Annotated in this window: 14 protein-coding genes and 2 tRNA genes; 7 read left to right on the top strand and 9 right to left on the bottom strand. The window is 73.0% G+C overall.

The window, feature by feature from the left end; all coding sequences use genetic code 11:
- The first annotated feature begins 297 nt into the window (after positions 1–297).
- Entirely contained in the window at positions 298–1,878 is a 1,581-nt protein-coding gene (locus TNCT1_RS08645) for a protein kinase (protein ID WP_143630099.1), read from the top strand.
- Between the two features lie 80 nt (positions 1,879–1,958).
- Here the strand turns inward: TNCT1_RS08645 and TNCT1_RS08640 are convergent, their stop codons facing one another.
- Entirely contained in the window at positions 1,959–3,002 is a 1,044-nt protein-coding gene (locus TNCT1_RS08640) for a phosphotransferase (RefSeq protein WP_174266198.1), read from the bottom strand.
- 503 nt (positions 3,003–3,505) lie between these two features.
- Here TNCT1_RS08640 and pdhA point away from each other — a divergent pair.
- From pdhA to TNCT1_RS08625, 3 genes are read left to right on the top strand one after another with little or no spacing between them, the layout of a single operon-like run.
- Positions 3,506–4,693 carry a pyruvate dehydrogenase (acetyl-transferring) E1 component subunit alpha gene (gene pdhA, locus TNCT1_RS08635; RefSeq protein ID WP_143630097.1) on the top strand — a complete coding sequence of 396 codons (1,188 nt, stop codon included), beginning with the start codon at positions 3,506–3,508 and terminating at the stop codon, positions 4,691–4,693.
- Between the two features lies 1 nt (position 4,694).
- Complete coding sequence (locus TNCT1_RS08630; RefSeq protein WP_143630095.1) at positions 4,695–5,672, top strand: alpha-ketoacid dehydrogenase subunit beta; 978 nt, start codon at positions 4,695–4,697, stop codon at positions 5,670–5,672.
- 11 nt (positions 5,673–5,683) lie between these two features.
- Complete coding sequence (locus TNCT1_RS08625; RefSeq protein ID WP_143630093.1) at positions 5,684–7,099, top strand: dihydrolipoamide acetyltransferase family protein; 1,416 nt, start codon at positions 5,684–5,686, stop codon at positions 7,097–7,099.
- Positions 7,100–7,243: 144 nt separating this feature from the next.
- Here TNCT1_RS08625 and TNCT1_RS08620 read toward each other — a convergent pair whose 3' ends face one another.
- From TNCT1_RS08620 to TNCT1_RS08605, 4 genes are all read right to left on the bottom strand, one after another.
- The gene (locus TNCT1_RS08620; RefSeq protein ID WP_143630091.1) at positions 7,244–9,586 is read right to left on the bottom strand and encodes a hypothetical protein; all 2,343 of its coding nucleotides are present in this window, start codon (positions 9,584–9,586) and stop codon (positions 7,244–7,246) included.
- Between the two features lie 2 nt (positions 9,587–9,588).
- Positions 9,589–9,661 (bottom strand) — tRNA-Pro (locus TNCT1_RS08615).
- A gap of 1 nt (position 9,662) precedes the next feature.
- Positions 9,663–9,737 (bottom strand) — tRNA-Lys (locus TNCT1_RS08610).
- 182 nt (positions 9,738–9,919) lie between these two features.
- The gene (locus TNCT1_RS08605; protein ID WP_143630088.1) at positions 9,920–10,825 is read right to left on the bottom strand and encodes a D-alanyl-D-alanine carboxypeptidase family protein; all 906 of its coding nucleotides are present in this window, start codon (positions 10,823–10,825) and stop codon (positions 9,920–9,922) included.
- Positions 10,826–11,013: 188 nt separating this feature from the next.
- Between TNCT1_RS08605 and TNCT1_RS08600 the strand changes: the two genes are divergently transcribed.
- A complete protein-coding gene (locus tag TNCT1_RS08600) occupies positions 11,014–11,664 on the top strand; it encodes a GntR family transcriptional regulator (protein WP_143630086.1) in 651 nt (216 codons plus the stop codon).
- Positions 11,661–12,956 (top strand): nitrate/nitrite transporter, encoded by a 1,296-nt coding sequence (locus TNCT1_RS08595; RefSeq protein WP_143630084.1) that lies wholly within the window; start codon positions 11,661–11,663, stop codon positions 12,954–12,956. Before TNCT1_RS08600 ends, TNCT1_RS08595 begins: the two co-directional genes overlap by 4 nt.
- 146 nt (positions 12,957–13,102) lie before the next feature.
- On the opposite strand, the gene TNCT1_RS08590 is transcribed toward TNCT1_RS08595, so the two are convergent.
- On the bottom strand, positions 13,103–13,858 hold the full coding sequence (locus tag TNCT1_RS08590; RefSeq protein WP_143630081.1) for a cyclopropane-fatty-acyl-phospholipid synthase family protein: 756 nt from the start codon (positions 13,856–13,858) through the stop codon (positions 13,103–13,105).
- Positions 13,859–13,972: 114 nt separating this feature from the next.
- Positions 13,973–14,797: a maleylpyruvate isomerase family mycothiol-dependent enzyme gene (locus TNCT1_RS08585; RefSeq protein WP_143630079.1), complete on the bottom strand. Its 825-nt coding sequence runs from the start codon at positions 14,795–14,797 to the stop codon at positions 13,973–13,975.
- 217 nt (positions 14,798–15,014) lie between these two features.
- Here TNCT1_RS08585 and TNCT1_RS08580 point away from each other — a divergent pair, with 217 nt between their 5' ends.
- Positions 15,015–15,833, top strand: a complete 819-nt coding sequence (locus TNCT1_RS08580) for a carbon-nitrogen family hydrolase (RefSeq protein WP_143630077.1) — start codon at positions 15,015–15,017, stop codon at positions 15,831–15,833.
- Positions 15,834–16,006: 173 nt separating this feature from the next.
- Here TNCT1_RS08580 and TNCT1_RS08575 read toward each other — a convergent pair whose 3' ends face one another.
- Positions 16,007–16,498 (bottom strand): LURP-one-related/scramblase family protein, encoded by a 492-nt coding sequence (locus TNCT1_RS08575; RefSeq protein ID WP_143630075.1) that lies wholly within the window; start codon positions 16,496–16,498, stop codon positions 16,007–16,009.
- Positions 16,499–16,559: 61 nt separating this feature from the next.
- On the bottom strand, positions 16,560–16,814 hold the full coding sequence (locus tag TNCT1_RS08570; RefSeq protein ID WP_143630073.1) for a DUF6458 family protein: 255 nt from the start codon (positions 16,812–16,814) through the stop codon (positions 16,560–16,562).
- Positions 16,815–16,829 lie beyond the last annotated feature (15 nt).

Here is a 16,829-nt window from a genome sequence, read left to right as displayed (position 1 = left end):
ATGCCTTGATCGAATGTCTCATTCCCGGCCAAGTCTGCCCGAGGGCACCGACACGTCAAGCTCGGTGCCCGTTCCGTGACCGTACGCGAAAGAAGCGTCGCGTAAGCGTTACAGCGGACGTACGAGCGGTGCACAGAATTTGCACGAGAGCGCGTGCTGGGGGTTTCATGACCGGTCCGTCTCGGGCCGCTTCCGGTTCCGGTTCCGGACCGGAGGCGGACGCGGAGGCTGTAGCGTGGCCGACGGAGACCGTGACAACACCGCGCGCACCGCGGGCAGAAACGACGGCGAGGACCGATGGCACAGACGCACAGCGCCCAGGGCCCGTCCGACCCCGAGGCGACTGGCGGCGGCATGTCAGAGACGCCGGAGATGTGGGGCAACGGCGGGCTCGTCGGCGACGGCCGGTACCGGCTGACCCACCGGCTGGGCCGGGGCGGCATGGCCGAGGTCTTCGCGGCCGAGGACGTCCGACTGGGCCGCACGGTCGCGGTGAAGCTGCTCCGCGCCGACCTGGCCGAGGACCCGGTCTCCAAGGCCCGCTTCACGCGTGAGGCCCAGTCGGTGGCCGGGCTCAACCACCACGCGATCGTCGCCGTGTACGACTCCGGCGAGGACGTCGTGGGCGGTCAGTCGGTGCCGTACATCGTGATGGAGCTGGTCGAGGGCCGCACCATCCGCGACCTGCTGCTCAACGCCGAGGCGCCGGGCCCCGAGCAGGCCCTGATCATCGTCTCCGGGGTGCTGGAGGCGCTCGCCTACTCGCACCAGCACGGCATCGTGCACCGCGACATCAAGCCCGCCAACGTCATCATCACCGACAACGGCGCCGTGAAGGTGATGGACTTCGGCATCGCCCGCGCGCTGCACGGCGCGTCGACGACCATGACGCAGACCGGCATGGTGATGGGCACCCCGCAGTACCTCTCCCCCGAGCAGGCGCTCGGCAAGGCCGTCGACCACCGCTCCGACCTGTACGCGACCGGCTGCCTGCTGTACGAGCTCCTCGCCCTGCGGCCGCCCTTCACCGGTGAGACCCCGCTCTCGGTGGTCTACCAGCACGTCCAGGACATCCCCACCCCGCCCTCCGAGGCCTCCGACGCCTGTCCGCCGGAGCTGGACGGCCTGGTGATGCGCTCGCTCGCCAAGGAGCCCGACGACCGGTTCCAGACCGCCGAGGAGATGCGCGGCCTGATCCAGTACGGCCTGCAGATGCTGTACGAGCAGGGCGGCCACACCGGCACCTGGAACACCGGGCCGGTGGACGCGCACGACGGCCGGCACGCCGCGGCGGCCGGCTTCGCGGGGACGGCGGTGATGCAGCAGCCCGGCGACTTCGGCGCCGGCACCGCGCAGATCCCGCAGCCGATCCTTCCCTCCGGGTACGGGGGCGACGACGGCGGCTTCGAGGGGCACGGCAACCGGGGCAGCGGCCGCGGCAAGCTGTGGATCCTCGCCGTGCTCGCCGTGATCGCGATCGCGGCCGGTGTCGCGCTGGCGCTCAACCACAACAACGGCGACAGCGGCGGCGGGACCACGCCGACGCCGACCCACTCCAAGGCCACGAAGGACGAGACGGCCTCCGAGTCGCCGTCCGACGACAACACCGGCAGGGCCACGGACCCGGCCACCGACAAGGGGACGGACAACGGCAGCGGCTCCAACTGGGGAACGCCGTCCTACACCCCCTCGTACACCCCGTCCCAGACGGCCACCACGGAGCCGAGCAACGAGCCGTCGGACCCGGGGCCCACGCAGTCGCAGCCGACGGACCCGACGGACGGCGGCACCGACGGCGGGGCCACGGACGGCACCGACGGCGGCGCCACGGAGGGCTCGGACGGGGGCGTCACACCGTCGGCCCCGGTGTCGCCCTGAGCCGGCCCGGCTGAACCACTCCCGCGCGCGCGGATGAGCCACGGCTCATCCGCGCGCGCGGCGTTCCGCGCCCCGCGCCCTCACCCGGCGAAGGCGTCGCACACCGCCTCGTACTCGCGCGTCCACCAGACCGCGAGCGCCGAGGCGGCCGGGAACTGGCAGTCGGCCCGGGTGTCGCCGCGCTCGTAGTGCCAGCGCAGCATCCAGAAGTCGTTGAGCCGCTCCCACCACACCCGGTGCACGGCCGCCGCCAGCTCGGACGCCGTGGCGTGGGCCGCGCGCCGGTACGCGCGCGCGTAGGCCCGCACCTTCGGCAGGTCCAGCGCGCCCGCGGGCCGTACGAAGAAGATCGCGGCGGCGCGCACGGCCTCCTCGGCGCGGGGCTGCACGCCCAGCCGGTCCCAGTCGACGATGGCGGCGGGCGCGTCGTCCTTGTAGAGCAGGTTGAAGGGGTGGAAGTCGCCGTGCACCCAGCCGACCGGGCCGCCGCGCGGCGGGCGCCGCGCGGCGTGCTGCTCCAGCAGGTCGCGGCGTTCCAGGAGCCGGTGGCGGGCGAGCTCGTCGAAGGCGTCGGCGGGGCGGTGGCGGCGGACGCGGCCGAGCAGCTCGTCGATCAGGGCGAAGGTGTCGGCCGGGTCGGCGCTCTCGACGGGATGCGGGCCGCTCGCCGGGCGGGTGCGCCCCTTGGGCGGCATCACCCGCTCAAGACAGGCGTGCACGGCGCCCAGGAGGGCCCCCAGGCGGGCGCTCTCGGAGCGGGTGAGCTGGCCGCCGTGGCGGTGCCGGCCGTCGATCCAGGGGTGCAGGGCGTAGGCGTGGCCGCGCACGACGGCGACCGTGCGGCCGTCGCGGTGGGCGAGCGGCTGGGCGACGGGGACGCCGAGGTCGGCCAGGCGCTGGGTGGCCCGGTGCCGGCGCTCGATGGCGGCCGGGTCGGCGGTGTCCGGATCGAAGTGGTGCTTGAGGAAGTAGCGTCCGCGGGTGGTGCGGACCCGGTAGCCGCGGTTCAGCAGGCCCTGATCGACGGGTTCGCAGGCGAGGGCGGTACCGGCGGCGTAGAGGCGCAGCAGAGCGCCCAGAGGGGGCGCGTGGGGTACAGAGGGTGGTACACAAGAGCGCGGCACGCCCCAGATGCTAGGGCACCAAAAGACGCTGTGAGCTGCGGCTTGTCACACTCTGTCATCGGTGATCGCTTTTGGTCACAGGTTGCGCACGCGTGAACCGCACCTCCGGCTGTCCAGGATTCCGTCCCGTATTGTGAGACGGTGCAACGGTCATGTCCGGAATTATCTACTTTCGCCCGCGAGGCGCGAGTCACAAGTCGACTCTTCCCGTGTCCGGGGTCGCCGGGATAACGTGCCGTTGCTCCGGCCTCCTGCAAGGCTGTGACCAGCGACCTTCCGCCCCCTGCGGATTTACTTGGAAATCCAAGCAAAAACGCAGGTCAGGAGGGGTTTCACAGATATGTGGAGCACTGGGTAACGTAAACGTCGCAGGGCGCTCGCCGGGGCACCTGTCACGCCTGTTCCCGGCCGAGTGGCACCCACCCCGTGCCCGGTGGTCGAGAACAGGTGAGCCGCACTGGCCTACCGGCAACCCCGGGGGCCGGAACGACGGAGGAGCACACGTGACCGTGGACAGCAGTGCCGCGCGCAAGCCGCGACGCAGCGCCGCAGGCAAGGCCGGCACCACCGGCACCAAGCGCACCACTCGCACCACCCGGAAGAGCACGGAGCCGGAGCTGGTGCAGCTGCTGACGCCCGAGGGCGAGCGGGTCAAGAACGCCGAGTACGACGGCTACGTCGACGGGATCACCCCCGACGAGCTGCGCGGCCTGTACCGCGACATGGTGCTCACCCGGCGCTTCGACGCCGAGGCCACCGCGCTGCAGCGCCAGGGCGAGCTGGGCCTGTGGGCCTCGCTGCTCGGCCAGGAGGCCGCGCAGATCGGCTCCGGCCGGGCCCTGCGCGACGACGACTACGTCTTCCCGACCTACCGCGAGCACGGCGTCGCCTGGTGCCGCGGGGTCGACCCCACCAACCTGCTCGGGATGTTCCGCGGCGTGAACAACGGCGGCTGGGACCCGAACGGCAACAACTTCCACCTGTACACGATCGTCATCGGCTCCCAGACGCTGCACGCCACGGGATACGCGATGGGCGTGGCCAAGGACGGCGCCGACTCGGCCGTCATCGCCTACTTCGGCGACGGCGCCTCCAGCCAGGGCGACGTGGCCGAATCGTTCACCTTCTCCGCGGTCTACAACGCGCCGGTGGTGTTCTTCTGCCAGAACAACCAGTGGGCGATCTCCGAGCCCACCGAGAAGCAGAGCCGGGTGCCGCTCTACCAGCGCGCCCAGGGCTTCGGCTTCCCGGGCGTGCGGGTGGACGGCAACGACGTGCTGGCCTGCCTCGCGGTCACCAAGTGGGCCCTGGAGCGCGCCCGCAACGGCGAGGGCCCCACCCTGGTCGAGGCGTACACCTACCGCATGGGCGCCCACACCACCTCCGACGACCCCAGCCGGTACCGGGGCGACGAGGAGCGGCTGGCCTGGGAGGCGAAGGACCCGATCCTGCGCCTGCGCCGGTTCCTGGAGGCCTCGAATCACGCGGACGAGGGATTCTTCGCGGAACTCGAGACCGAGTCCGAGGCGTTGGGCAGGCGGGTGCGTGAAGCGGTCCGCGCCATGCCGGACCCGGACCACTTCGCCATCTTCGAGAACGTGTACGCGGACGGGCACGCGCTCGTCGACGAGGAGCGAGCCCAGTTCGCCGCCTACCAGGCGTCGTTCGCGGACGCAGAGGGGGGTCACTGAGATGGCCGAGAAGATGGCTCTGGCCAAGGCGATCAACGAGTCGCTGCGGCGCGCCCTGGAGACGGACGACAAGGTCGTCGTCATGGGCGAGGACGTCGGCAAGCTCGGCGGTGTCTTCCGGGTGACCGACGGCCTGCAGAAGGACTTCGGCGAGAGCCGGGTCATCGACACCCCGCTCGCCGAGTCGGGCATCGTCGGCACCGCGATCGGTCTCGCCCTGCGCGGCTACCGCCCGGTGGTGGAGATCCAGTTCGACGGCTTCGTCTTCCCGGCCTACGACCAGATCGTCACCCAGCTGGCGAAGATGCACGCCCGCTCGCTGGGCAAGGTCAAGATGCCCGTCGTCATCCGCATCCCCTACGGCGGCGGCATCGGCGCGGTCGAGCACCACTCGGAGTCCCCCGAGACCCTGTTCGCGCACGTGGCCGGCCTGAAGGTGGTCTCCCCGTCGAACGCGTCGGACGCCTACTGGATGATGCAGCAGGCCATCCAGAGCGACGACCCGGTGATCTACTTCGAGCCCAAGCGCCGCTACTGGGACAAGGGCGAGGTGGACCCGGAGGCGATCCCCGGCCCGCTGCACAAGGCGCAGGTGGTGCGGGAGGGCACGGACCTGACCCTGGCCGCGTACGGCCCGATGGTGAAGCTGTGCCAGGAGGTCGCCGCCGCGGCCGCCGAGGAGGGCAAGTCCCTGGAGGTGCTGGACCTGCGCTCGGTCAGCCCGCTGGACTTCGACTCCGTCCAGGCCTCGGTGGAGAAGACCCGCCGCCTGGTCGTGGTCCACGAGGCGCCGGTGTTCTTCGGCTCCGGCGCCGAGATCGCCGCCCGGATCACCGAGCGGTGCTTCTACCACCTGGAGGCCCCGGTGCTCCGGGTCGGCGGCTACCACGCCCCGTACCCGCCGGCCCGCCTGGAGGAGGAGTACCTGCCGGGTCTGGACCGGGTGCTCGACGCCGTCGACCGTGCCCTGGCGTACTGAGGAGAGGGTTCGTGACGACGATGACGGAAGCATCCGTACGCGAGTTCAAGATGCCCGACGTGGGCGAGGGACTCACCGAGGCCGAGATCCTCAAGTGGTACGTCCAGCCGGGTGACACGGTGACCGACGGCCAGGTGGTGTGCGAGGTCGAGACCGCCAAGGCGGCCGTCGAACTCCCCATCCCCTACGACGGCGTGGTGCGCGAGCTCCGCTTCCCCGAGGGCACCACGGTCGACGTGGGCACGGCCATCATCGCGGTGGACGTCTCGGGCGGTGCTGCGCCGCAGGCACCCGCCGGGCAGCCGGAGGCGGCCGCCGCCGCGCCGGAGCCCGAGGCGCCGGAGCCCGAGCCGACGGGCCGCCAGCCGGTCCTGGTCGGCTACGGCGTGGCCACCACCTCCACCAAGCGCCGTCCGCGCAAGGGCCCCGAGGTCAGCGTCCCGGCCGCCGCCCAGGCGGTCCAGGCGGAGCTGAACGGCCACAGCGCCCCGGCGGCCCCGGCGGAGTCCCGTCCGCTGGCCAAGCCGCCGGTGCGTAAGCTGGCCAAGGACCTCGGCGTCGACCTCGCCACGATCACCCCGTCCGGCGCGGACGGCGTCATCACCCGCGAGGACGTGCACGCGGCCGCCGCGCCGAAGGCAGCCGCCGAGACCGCCGCGCCGGCCGTGGAGGCGCCCGCCGCCCCGGCTCCGGCCGCCGCGCCCGCCGTCGCGGCCCAGGACGGCGCGCGCGAGACCCGGATCCCGGTCAAGGGCGTCCGCAAGGCGACGGCGGCCGCGATGGTCGGCTCCGCCTTCACCGCGCCCCACGTCACGGAGTTCGTGACGGTGGACGTGACCCGCACGATGAAGCTGGTCGAGGAACTCAAGCAGGACAAGGAGTTCCAGGGCCTGCGGGTGAACCCGCTGCTCCTGATCGCCAAGGCGCTGCTGGTCGCCATCCGGCGCAACCCGGACATCAACGCGTCCTGGGACGAGGCGAACCAGGAGATCGTGGTCAAGCACTACGTCAACCTGGGCATCGCGGCCGCCACCCCGCGCGGCCTGATCGTGCCGAACATCAAGGACGCCGACGCCAAGACGCTGCCGCAACTGGCGCAGTCGCTGGGCGAGCTGGTGTCCACGGCGCGCGAGGGCAGGACCTCGCCGGCCGCGATGCAGGGCGGCACGGTCACCATCACCAACGTCGGCGTCTTCGGCGTCGACACCGGCACGCCGATCCTCAACCCCGGCGAGTCCGCGATCCTCGCGGTCGGCGCGATCAAGCTCCAGCCGTGGGTGCACAAGGGCAAGGTGAAGCCGCGCCAGGTGACGACGCTCGCGCTGAGCTTCGACCACCGCCTGGTCGACGGCGAGCTGGGCTCCAAGGTGCTGGCGGACGTGGCGGCGATCCTGGAGCAGCCCAAGCGGCTGATGACCTGGGCCTGACGGCGTTGGCCCGGAGTCCCTCCGGGTCATGAGGGGGGTGGCCGCGATCCCGGATCGCGGCCACCCCCTCTTCTGTCGGCCTCGCGGCCCCGGCCGCCGCCTCTCCTGTCGGCTCCGCGGCCCCGGTCGCCGAGTGCCCGCGGGTCACGGCCGCCGTGCCGCCCGGCGCTCGTGCGGGCCGGGCGCCGGCTCCTCCAGGAGCCAGTGGCCGCCGGTGCTCCAGCCCAGCAGACGGCGGCCGGCGCCGTCGTCCGCCTGCCCGCCGGACAGGACCTGACGCAGCCCGGTGAGGGCGGGGGCGAGCCGTCCGGCGACGTGCCAGGGCTGCCGCGCGCACTCCTCGGCGACACGGTCCAGGGTGCGCCGCTGCCGGTCCGGCGGGCACAGGGACAGGTGGAACACCATCTGCCGCCAGGCGTAGGCGGCGTCCTTGACGGCGCCGAGCGGCCGCGGGTCGCGGTGGACGCGCCGGGTCCGCCGACACACGGTGCCGAAGCAGCGCAGGGCCAGGTCGTCCCAGCCGGCGCCGGGGTCGATGCCGACCCGGTGGACCAGGGTGGCCAGGTTGTGGGTGGTGAGGATCTGCGCCTGCTCGATCACCGTGCCGTTCCTCGCGACCGAGGAGCCGGACCGCCCCGTGCCCGGCGCCGACTCCGCGGCCCGCCGCCGGCACAGCGCGGCGAACCCGGCGGACGTACGGGCCCCCCGGGACCCGCGGAGGGACTCGGCCGCCTCGACGACGGCGAGGTCGCGCACCGCCGCGTAGTCGATGGCGTAGTACCGCTCGTACAGCGAGCCCTCGCCGAGGAGTTCGGCCGCGATCCGGGCGGCGGTGAGGAACTTCGGGGTGAAGGCGCCCATGAAGATGTCGGCCGCGAGTTCCTCCACGAAGGGCGCGCCCAGCTCGGCCTGGCGGCCCAGCACCGCCAGCTCGCGGACGAGCGGGTTCGGCAGCACCGTGCCGGGGAAGGCGCGCACCGCGAGCCCGCCGAGCCGCCGCAGCGCCCCGGCCGCCGCCTCGTCCGCCCCGGATCCGTCCCGCCGGCCGGCCACGGCCCGCACCCAGGGCAGCTCCTCCACCCGGACCTGCCGCTGGAGGTCGAGCAGCAGCAGGGAGCGGCGGTTGCGGAAGGCGCGGTAGTTGGCGGCGGCCAGCGACCGCAGGGCCGGGTCGCGGTGGGCCCCGGCGGTGGTGGCGGCGACGATCCGGGGGACCAGCTCGGCCAGCACCTCCGCCGACGGCACGACGCCGCGCTCCACGAGGGTGCCGACGGGTGCGCTGAGCGCCGCCTCCACGGGCCGGCGCACGGCCGCGGGGACGACGGCGCCCGCGGGCACACCGGTCCGGTCCGCCTCCGGCTCGCTCACCGGCGCCAGGACGGTCTCCACCTCGTCGATCCCGCCGTCCCGCGGCAGGCCGGACAGGCGGTCCAGGACGACGCCGGCCAGCGCGTGGTGGGAGGGCAGCGCGGCGTGGGCGGCCTGCCGTCGGCGCAGGGCGGTGTGCTCGGCGGAGCCGGGCAGCCCGCGCTTGCGGACCATCGAGGCGACGGCGTGGCGCAGCAGCCCGAGCCGCCGCGGCGCGAGCTCCCGTGCGGCGACGGTCTCCTCCAGCGCGCCGCGCAGCACGCCCAGGTTCTCCTTGGCCCTCAGATGCCCGGTGCAGTACGTGTGGCGCCGGGCGAGGTCGCGGTAGCGGCGCAGCAGCGCGGCGGAGCGGCCGTGCCACGGGTCGGCGGGGCCGGGGACGTGTATGTGCCCCTGCTCGTCCGTCGTCTCGAGCCAGTGCGCCAGCAGTTCGTCGCCGAACGGCTGCCAGACCGCCAGTGCCTCGCGCTGCGTCTCGACGGCCGTGCTGGGACGGCGGGCGGCGAGCGCCGCGCGGGCGTCGGCGACGGTGGAGCGGTGCACGGCGTCGGGCCGGGGCGCCGGCCGGTCCGACGGCCGCGGGGCGAACCGGAGCCGGTCGGCGAACGGCGCGAGCTCCTCCACCAGGTCGAGCGCCGCCGCCGGCTCCCCGGCCCGGACCAGCCAGGCGACGGTGAGCAGCGCGGCCTCCTCGGGGACGGTCACCTCGTAGCGGCCGCTGTCGAGCAGGGCCTGCAGCCGTGCCAGCCCGTCGTCGGACAGGTGGTGCGCGAACAGCGCCCGCCGGGTCGCGGGCACGCCGGCGCGGCGCGCGGCGGCGGTCTCGTGGTCGAGCAGCGGGCCGCCCGCGCTCGGCTCGCCGGTGGCGAAGCCGCCCCGGACCACCTCGGGCGTGACCCAGGCGGGCAGGCCGGCCACGGGTGTGCGGGAACCGATCGCCAGCAGGCCGTTCGCCATGCCGTCCAGCACGGCGCGCCACCTGCGGCCGCGTTCCGCGCCGCGCCGGCGGGTCGCGGGGTCCGGGTGGAGGGCGGCCGTACGGAGGGCGGCGGCCAGCTGGCCGGCCGCGTATCCGGGGTTCGCCTCAGTGGGGTGCTGCTGCTCAGCGTCGTCGTTCATAGCCGACGTGGCGGGTTCCGCCCCCGCGCCCTCCGGGTCCCGAGCCCGGTGCTCTGCTCGCTGAGCTACACGTCGATGGCCGACGTGGCGGGTTCCGCCCCCGCGCCCTCCGGGTGAAAAGCCCGGTGCTCTCCTGCTGAGCTACACGTCGATGAGGCGAAAGTAGGCGACCTAGAGCCGCCGCCACAAAGGGTTTTCGGTGCCCCGCCGGGCACACCCGGTGAGGGTCACACTCCCTGACATGCCGTCGGGGACGCGTTCGCCGGGCCCGGTACCGGACGTGAAAGGGCCCGCCGCACTGGGTGCGACGGGCCCCGGTGGCCGGTGCGGCCGTCAGCCGAGCTTGGCGAAGCCGTAGTTGAGCAGCTTCTTCGCGTCCGACTCGCGCTGGGTGATGGAGGTGGAGGCGAGGACGGTGCCGACGACCGTCTTGCCGTTCCGGGTCGCGGCGAAGACCAGGCAGTACTTGGCCTCCGGGCCGGAGCCGGTCTTCACACCGATGGTGCCGCTGTAGCTGCTGAGCAGACCGTTGGTGTTGTCCCACGTCTTCATCGTGCGGGTGCTGCCGGTCTTGGTGATCGTCTTGGCCGTGTAGTGCTTGGTCTTGACGACCGTGCGGAACGTGGAGCTCTTCAGCGCGTTGCTGGCCAGCTTGGTCAGGTCCCGCGGCGTCGAGTAGTTGGAGCCGTTGCCGATGCCGTCGAACGAGTCGAAGTGCGTGTTCGTCATGCCGAGGCTCCGGGCGGTGGAGTTCATCTTGGAGATGAACGACGCCACGCGCTTGGCCCGCGTCGTGCCGGTGCCGAACTTGTCCGCGAGCGCGTAGGCGGCGTCGCAGCCGGACGGCAGCATCAGTCCGTACAGCAGCTGGCGGACGGTGACCTTGTCGCCGACGATCAGGTGCGCCTGGGAGGCGTTGTTCGCCACGACGTAGTCGCTGTACGCCTTCTGGATCGTCACCTTGGCGTCCAGATTGAGGTTCGACTGGGCGAGCACGACCTTGGCGGTCATGATCTTGGTGGTGGAGCCGGTGGAACGCTTGGTGTCCGCTGCCTTGGTGTACAGCGTCTTGGCGTTGGCGTTGTTCATCACGTAGCCGCCCTTGGCCACGATCGAGGGCGTGGTGACGGCCTGCGCGGGTGCCGCGGTGAGAGCCCCGGTCGCGAGCAGCGCGCCGGACGTCACGGCGACGGCGGTTGCTCGGCGGAAACGGCGGGTGCCCTTGATGCCGGTAATCAAAGTGAAGTACCCCGATTGTCTGGAATGCCCCTGGTATGCGGCCGAGTTGAGGTGGCGAGCGAGTGGGGCCGCACGAGTGTGACACGTAAGTAGCACAGATGGTTGTGCGGGCGCTGGGGGCGATGTGCGTCACGTCCGCATGATGGACGCGGACCCTCATGCGTACGTGTTGTATCTATCCTGTGGACATGGCCACGCCCGTGAAGCAACCACCCGCCGCCGACCGCGTCTACACCCACGTCAAACAAGGAGTGCTCGACCGCCGTTACGAGGGCGGGACGCTGCTCACCGAGGGCGAGCTGGCCGATGCCGTCGGCGTCTCGCGCACACCCGTCCGGGAGGCGCTGCTCCGGCTGGAGATGGAGGGCCTGATCAGGCTCTACCCGAAGAAGGGCGCGCTGGTGCTGCCGGTGTCGGCGCAGGAGATCGCCGACGTGGTCGAGACCCGGCTGCTGGTGGAGGAGCACGCGGCGCGCAAGGCCGTGCCCGCCCCGCCGGGCCTGGTGGAGCGGCTCGCGGAGCTGCTGGAGCGGCAGAAGGAGCAGGCCGCCGCCGGCGACTTCGCCGCCGCCGCGGTGACCGACCGCTGCTTCCACGCCGAGATCGTGCGCAGCGGCGGCAACGAGATCCTGTCGCGGCTCTACGACCAGCTGCGCGACCGCCAGCTCCGGATGGGCGTCGCCGTCATGCAGTCGCACCCGGACCGGATCGCCAAGACGCTCGCCGAGCACGAGGAGATCCTTGAGGCCCTGCGCTCCGGTGACGCGGAGGCGGCCGTCGGGGTCGTGCACCGGCACGTGAGCTGGTTCTCCCACCTCGCGCGGGGTGAGGTGCGATGAGCGGCGCCACCCTGCCGGGTGACCCCCCGGGCGGCCGCCGCGCCGTCGGGGTGTGGTCGATCGGCGTCTCGGTCTACTTCGTCGCCGTCATCTTCCGCACCTCCCTGGGCGTGGCCGGCCTGGACGCGGTCGAGCGCTTCCACGTGGGCGCCTCGGCGCTGTCGACCTTCTCGATCCTCCAGCTCCTGGTCTACGCGGGCATGCAGATACCAGTCGGCCTGCTCGTCGACCGGCTCGGCACCAAGAAGGTGCTGAGCCTCGGCGCCGTGCTGTTCACGCTGGGCCAGCTCGGTTTCGCCTTCTCGCCCTCCTACGGCACGGCGCTGGCCTCGCGCGCGCTGCTCGGCTGCGGCGACGCGCTGACCTTCATCAGCGTGCTGCGCCTGGGCACCCGCTGGTTCCCCGCCCGGCGCGGGCCGCTGGTCGCCCAGCTCGCGGGCCTGGTGGGCATGGCCGGGAACCTGGTCTCGACCCTGGTCATCGCCCGGCTGCTGCACGGCATCGGCTGGACCGCCGCGTTCGCCGGCAGCGCGCTGGCCGGCGCGGTCGTGCTCGTCCTGACGCTGCTGTTCCTGAAGGACCACCCCGAGGGGCACGAGCCCGCGCCGTCCCCGCACCAGGGCGCGGTCTACGTCCGCCGGCAGATCGCGGCGGCCTGGCGGGAGCCCGGTACCCGGCTGGGTCTGTGGGTGCACTTCACCACCCAGTTCCCGGCGATGGTCTTCCTGCTGCTGTGGGGCCTGCCGTTCCTGGTCCAGGCGCAGGGCCTGAGCCGCGCCACGGCCGGTGAGCTGCTCACCCTGGTCGTGCTGTCCAACATGGTGATCGGCCTGGTCTACGGCCAGGTCGTGGCCCGGCACCACGCGGCCCGGCTGCCGCTGGCGCTCGGCACGGTGGCCGCGACGGCGCTGATGTGGGCGGTGACGCTCGCCTACCCGGCCGAGCACGCGCCGATGTGGCTGCTGGTGGTGCTGTGCGCGGTGCTCGGCGCCTGCGGCCCCGCCTCGATGCTCGGCTTCGACTTCGCCCGCCCGGCCAACCCGCCCGAGCGACAGGGCACCGCCTCCGGCATCACCAACATGGGCGGTTTCATCGCCTCCATGACGACGCTGTTCGCGATCGGTGTGCTGCTCGACGCGACCGGCGACGACTACACCGTGGCCTTCTGCGCGGTGTTCGTCCTGCAGGCACTCGGGGTCAGCCAGATCCTCCGCCTGCGCGGCCGGGCCGCCCGCCGGGAGCGGGAACGCCTGGTGGCGAGCCGGGTGGAAACGGTCCACGTACCCGCGTGAACCGCGCGCCCGGGTGTACGGGGCGGCCGTCGCCGTCCGCCCCGGCGTGCGGGGCCGGCGGACGCGTCCCGCGCGGGCCCGTGTGCCCGGGAGCGCGTCAGGGGGCGACCGGCACCAGCGTGACGCCCGGCGTGCCCGGGAGCGCGTCAGCGGGCGACCGGCACCAGTGTGAGGTAGGCGAGGCCGAGGACGCCCCGGTAGGCCATCCACTGGGCCCGGTGCCGGTCCAGGCGGTCGCGTACCGCCGCGGCCGAGGGATGACGCGGGTGGGCGGCGAGCCACACCTCGGCGTCCGCCTGGTACCCGGACTCGAACGCCTCCCACTCGTCCCGGCTCGCGGTCTCCGTCCACTCGGGCCGGAAGCCGGCCGCGACGGCGAGGTCGAGCAGGGCGCCCAGGTCGCAGTGGTCCGCGGCGGACGCCTCCGGCCACATCCGGGCCAGCTCGTGCGGGGCCGGGGGGCGCTCCCAGAAGCCCTCGCCGAGCAGCACCCGCCCGTCGTCGGCCACCAGCCGCCGCAGCTCGTGCAGCGCCTCGGCGGTCGGCGACGCGGCCGTGCTCAGCGCCTGGCTCGCGCCCAGGCACAGCACCAGGTCGGCGGGTCCGCGCCGGGTGCCCAGCGCGGACTCCTCGGCGAACTCCACGCGGTCCGCCAGGCCGCGCGGCCCGGCGGCGCGCCGCCCGCGGGCCAGGCCCTCGCCGTTGACGTCGACGCCGGTCCCGCGGGCCCCGGGCACCGCCTCCAGCACCCGGAGCAGCAGTTCCCCCCAGCCGCAGCCAATGTCCAGGACGGTCCGGGGCCGCGCCGCGGCCAGCCGCCGGACCAGCGCCGTCGCCCGGGCGTCGGAGAGGGGGCCGTGGAAGGAGAGGCGGGTGAGCCGCGGAGGGCCATCGTCGGTCATACGAGCACGCTAGTGAGCCGGACGGCGCCGGTCACCGGAATATCCGTCCACCCCACGCGCCGAGCCGCCGAAGCCGCCCCGTGCCCCCGAAGGCGTCGTGCCCGGGCCGTTCCGTTACGGCGTCACCTTGAGGTTTCGCAGGATCGCCGACGTCAGTTCGGGCTCGCCCTCCGTCTTCACCCGGTCCGCCACCGCCTCCGGGGTCACCCGGCCGCAGGAGAGCCGGACGTAGGTCTCCCAGTCGAGGGTGAGGGTGGCCGCCGGACCGAGGGCGGGCGCGGTCTCCAGGGTGCCGCGGCCCTGGATGTCGACCCGGATCGTGCGCAGGAACTCGACGGGCCCGTGCACGTCGAAGACGATCGCGGAGCTGCGCGGCGCGTTCGCGTCCTTCGCGACGATTTTGGGCAGCGCCTCCAGCAGCACGTCGCGGGCGACGTGCGCGCCCGGCGAGTCGAGGTTGCCGGGGCGGGCGAGGGCCGCGCGCAGGTCCTGCTCGTGCACCCACACGTCGAAGGCCCTGTTGCGCATCGCCTGTTCGAGGGTGATCTCGCGGCCCATCGGGCCGCGCACCGTGGTGCCGGGGTCGCGGGACTCGTTGCGCAGCTGGCGGTTCCTGCGGATGACGGTGTACTCCAGCTCCGCCGTCATCTCCGGCGCCGTGTGGTGGCGGCGGACGTCGACCTGCATCTCCATGTAGCGCTGGTGCTCGTTGGTGACGTGGAACAGGTCGCGGGGCAGGGTGTGGATGGGCCGCGGGTCCCCGAGCATCTCGCAGTCCAGGCCGATGACGTGCGAGACCACGTCGCGCACGGACCAGCCCGGGCACGGGGTCCGCCGGTTCCACTCGGCCTCCGGGAGCGGCTGCACCAGCTCGGATATCGCTTCGATGGAGTGGGTCCAGGCGTCGGCGTAGGGCTGGAGGGTGGGATGCAGACTCACGGAACGGGACCCCTCGGCGGTCGGTACACGGGCAGGTTGTGGCGGCGTTGCCGGCGGACGGTGGCTGCACTCGGCGGGTGTCGTGGCGCTCCCCCGGCTCTCGACTGCGCTCGAGCGGGGGAACCCCAAGTTACGCTGCTGCGAGGCACCCCGGCAGTGCTTTCGTGTGACGATCGTAGGCCTGTATGGACGACTCGAATGCCAGGACGGTGGTAGTGTGCGCGCCTCGCTGATCCAGATCGCCGTGGACGAGGGCGAATCGGTGGCCTCCCGAAGGCGGCGGGCGGCCGCTCTGGTCCGGGAGCAGGCCGGCTCCGACCTCGTGGTCCTGCCCGAGCTGTGGACCACCGGCGCATTCGCCTACGCGGAGTTCGGCACGGAGGCCGAACCGCTCGAAGGACCGACGTTCGAGGTGATGGCCAAGGCGGCGAGCGACGCCGGCGTGTGGCTGCACGCCGGTTCGATCCCGGAGCGGGCCGCGTCCGGCGGCGGCTCCGCCGCGGCGGACGGCGCCCTCTACAACACGTCTCTGGTCTTCTCGCCTTCCGGTGACCTCGTCGCGGCCTACCGCAAGATCCACCGCTTCGGCTTCGACAAGGGCGAGGCCGTGCTGATGAGCGCCGGACGGGACGCGGTGACGGTGCCTCTGCCCGGCACCACCCTCGGCGTCGCCACCTGTTACGACCTCCGCTTCCCCGAACTGTTCCGCACCCTGGTCGACGCGGGCGCCGAGACGCTGGTGATCCCGGCCGGCTGGCCCGAGCGGCGGCGGGCGCACTGGACGCTGCTGGCCAGGGCGCGGGCGGTGGAGAACCAGGCGTTCGTGCTCGCCTGCGGCACGGCCGGGACGCACGCCGGGGTCCCGCAGGCGGGCCACTCGATCGTGGTCGATCCGTGGGGCGAGGTGCTCGCCGAGGCGGGCGCCGGCGAGGAGGTCCTCACGGTGGAGTTCGACCCCGCGAAGGTGGCGGTCACCCGTGAGCAGTTCCCGGCCCTGAAGGACCGCGTGCTGGGCCTGGAACCGCCGCGCCGCTGACCGCCGCTGCCGCTGAACCGCAACGCCGCTGAACCGCAACGCCGCTGAACCGCAACGCCGCTCGGCCGCCGCTGAACCGCAACGCCGCTCGGCCGCCGCTGAACCGCCGCGCCGCTCGGCCGTCACGGGGCCGGGGCCGCCGCCGGGGTCCCACCCGGCCGCGGCCCCGGTGCTCAGTCCTCGCGCTCCTTCTCCGCAAGGTGGATCACGCACACCGCCACCGCGATCAGCAACGCGGGGTCCGCGTCGTCCCGGACGACGTCGACGCCGTACGTCTCCCGGAGGTGCAGCCAGCGCCGTGAGATGACGGCGAGGAGTTCGCCGTCGTACTCGACGGCGAACTCACGGTCGAGGATCTTGCCGCTGACGTCCAGGTCGGTGCCGTCGGCCAGGGACACCCGGTAGTGGTTGCGCAGCAGGGACAGGCGTTTGCGCCGGATCGTGGCCAGGCCCTCGCCGTCCCGTTCGATCACCATGGTGTCGCGCAGGGCGAACATCTTCTGGTGGATGTCGATGAGGACGCGCCCCTGGGCGTCCTTCAGCTCGAAGGTGTCCCGCAGCCGCATGGCCTTGCCGTCGACGAGGAACACCTTCTGGCCGTGTTCGTCCTCGATCCAGTAGTCGTCACCGATGCCGAGGAGCCGGTCGCGTACGAGGAATCTCATACGGTCACCGTTCCCCGGCGCCGGGCGGTCGTCACAAAGCCGTCGCCGGGCCGGGGGACCCTCACACGCCGTAGCCGTCGGTGTAGCCGTCGCGGGCGTGGTGGTGGTGGTGCGGTTCCTCCTCGACCACCGGCGTCGACGGCACCACGACCCGGCGGCGCCGTGCGATGCCGCTGAACGTGGCGATGCCGATGAGACCGACGGCCATGAAGATGATCCCGACGAGGTCGAGGTTGACTCCCTGCATGTGCCAGTCCGTCGCGAACGTCAGGATGGCACCCAGGGCGATGAGGATGATGCAACCGCCGAGGCCCATTGTCGTCGCCTCCCC

This window comes from Streptomyces sp. 1-11 (genome assembly GCF_007176755.1).
In the GTDB taxonomy this organism is placed as follows: domain Bacteria; phylum Actinomycetota; class Actinomycetes; order Streptomycetales; family Streptomycetaceae; genus Streptomyces.
This window is presented reverse-complemented; position numbering and strand designations above follow the sequence as displayed.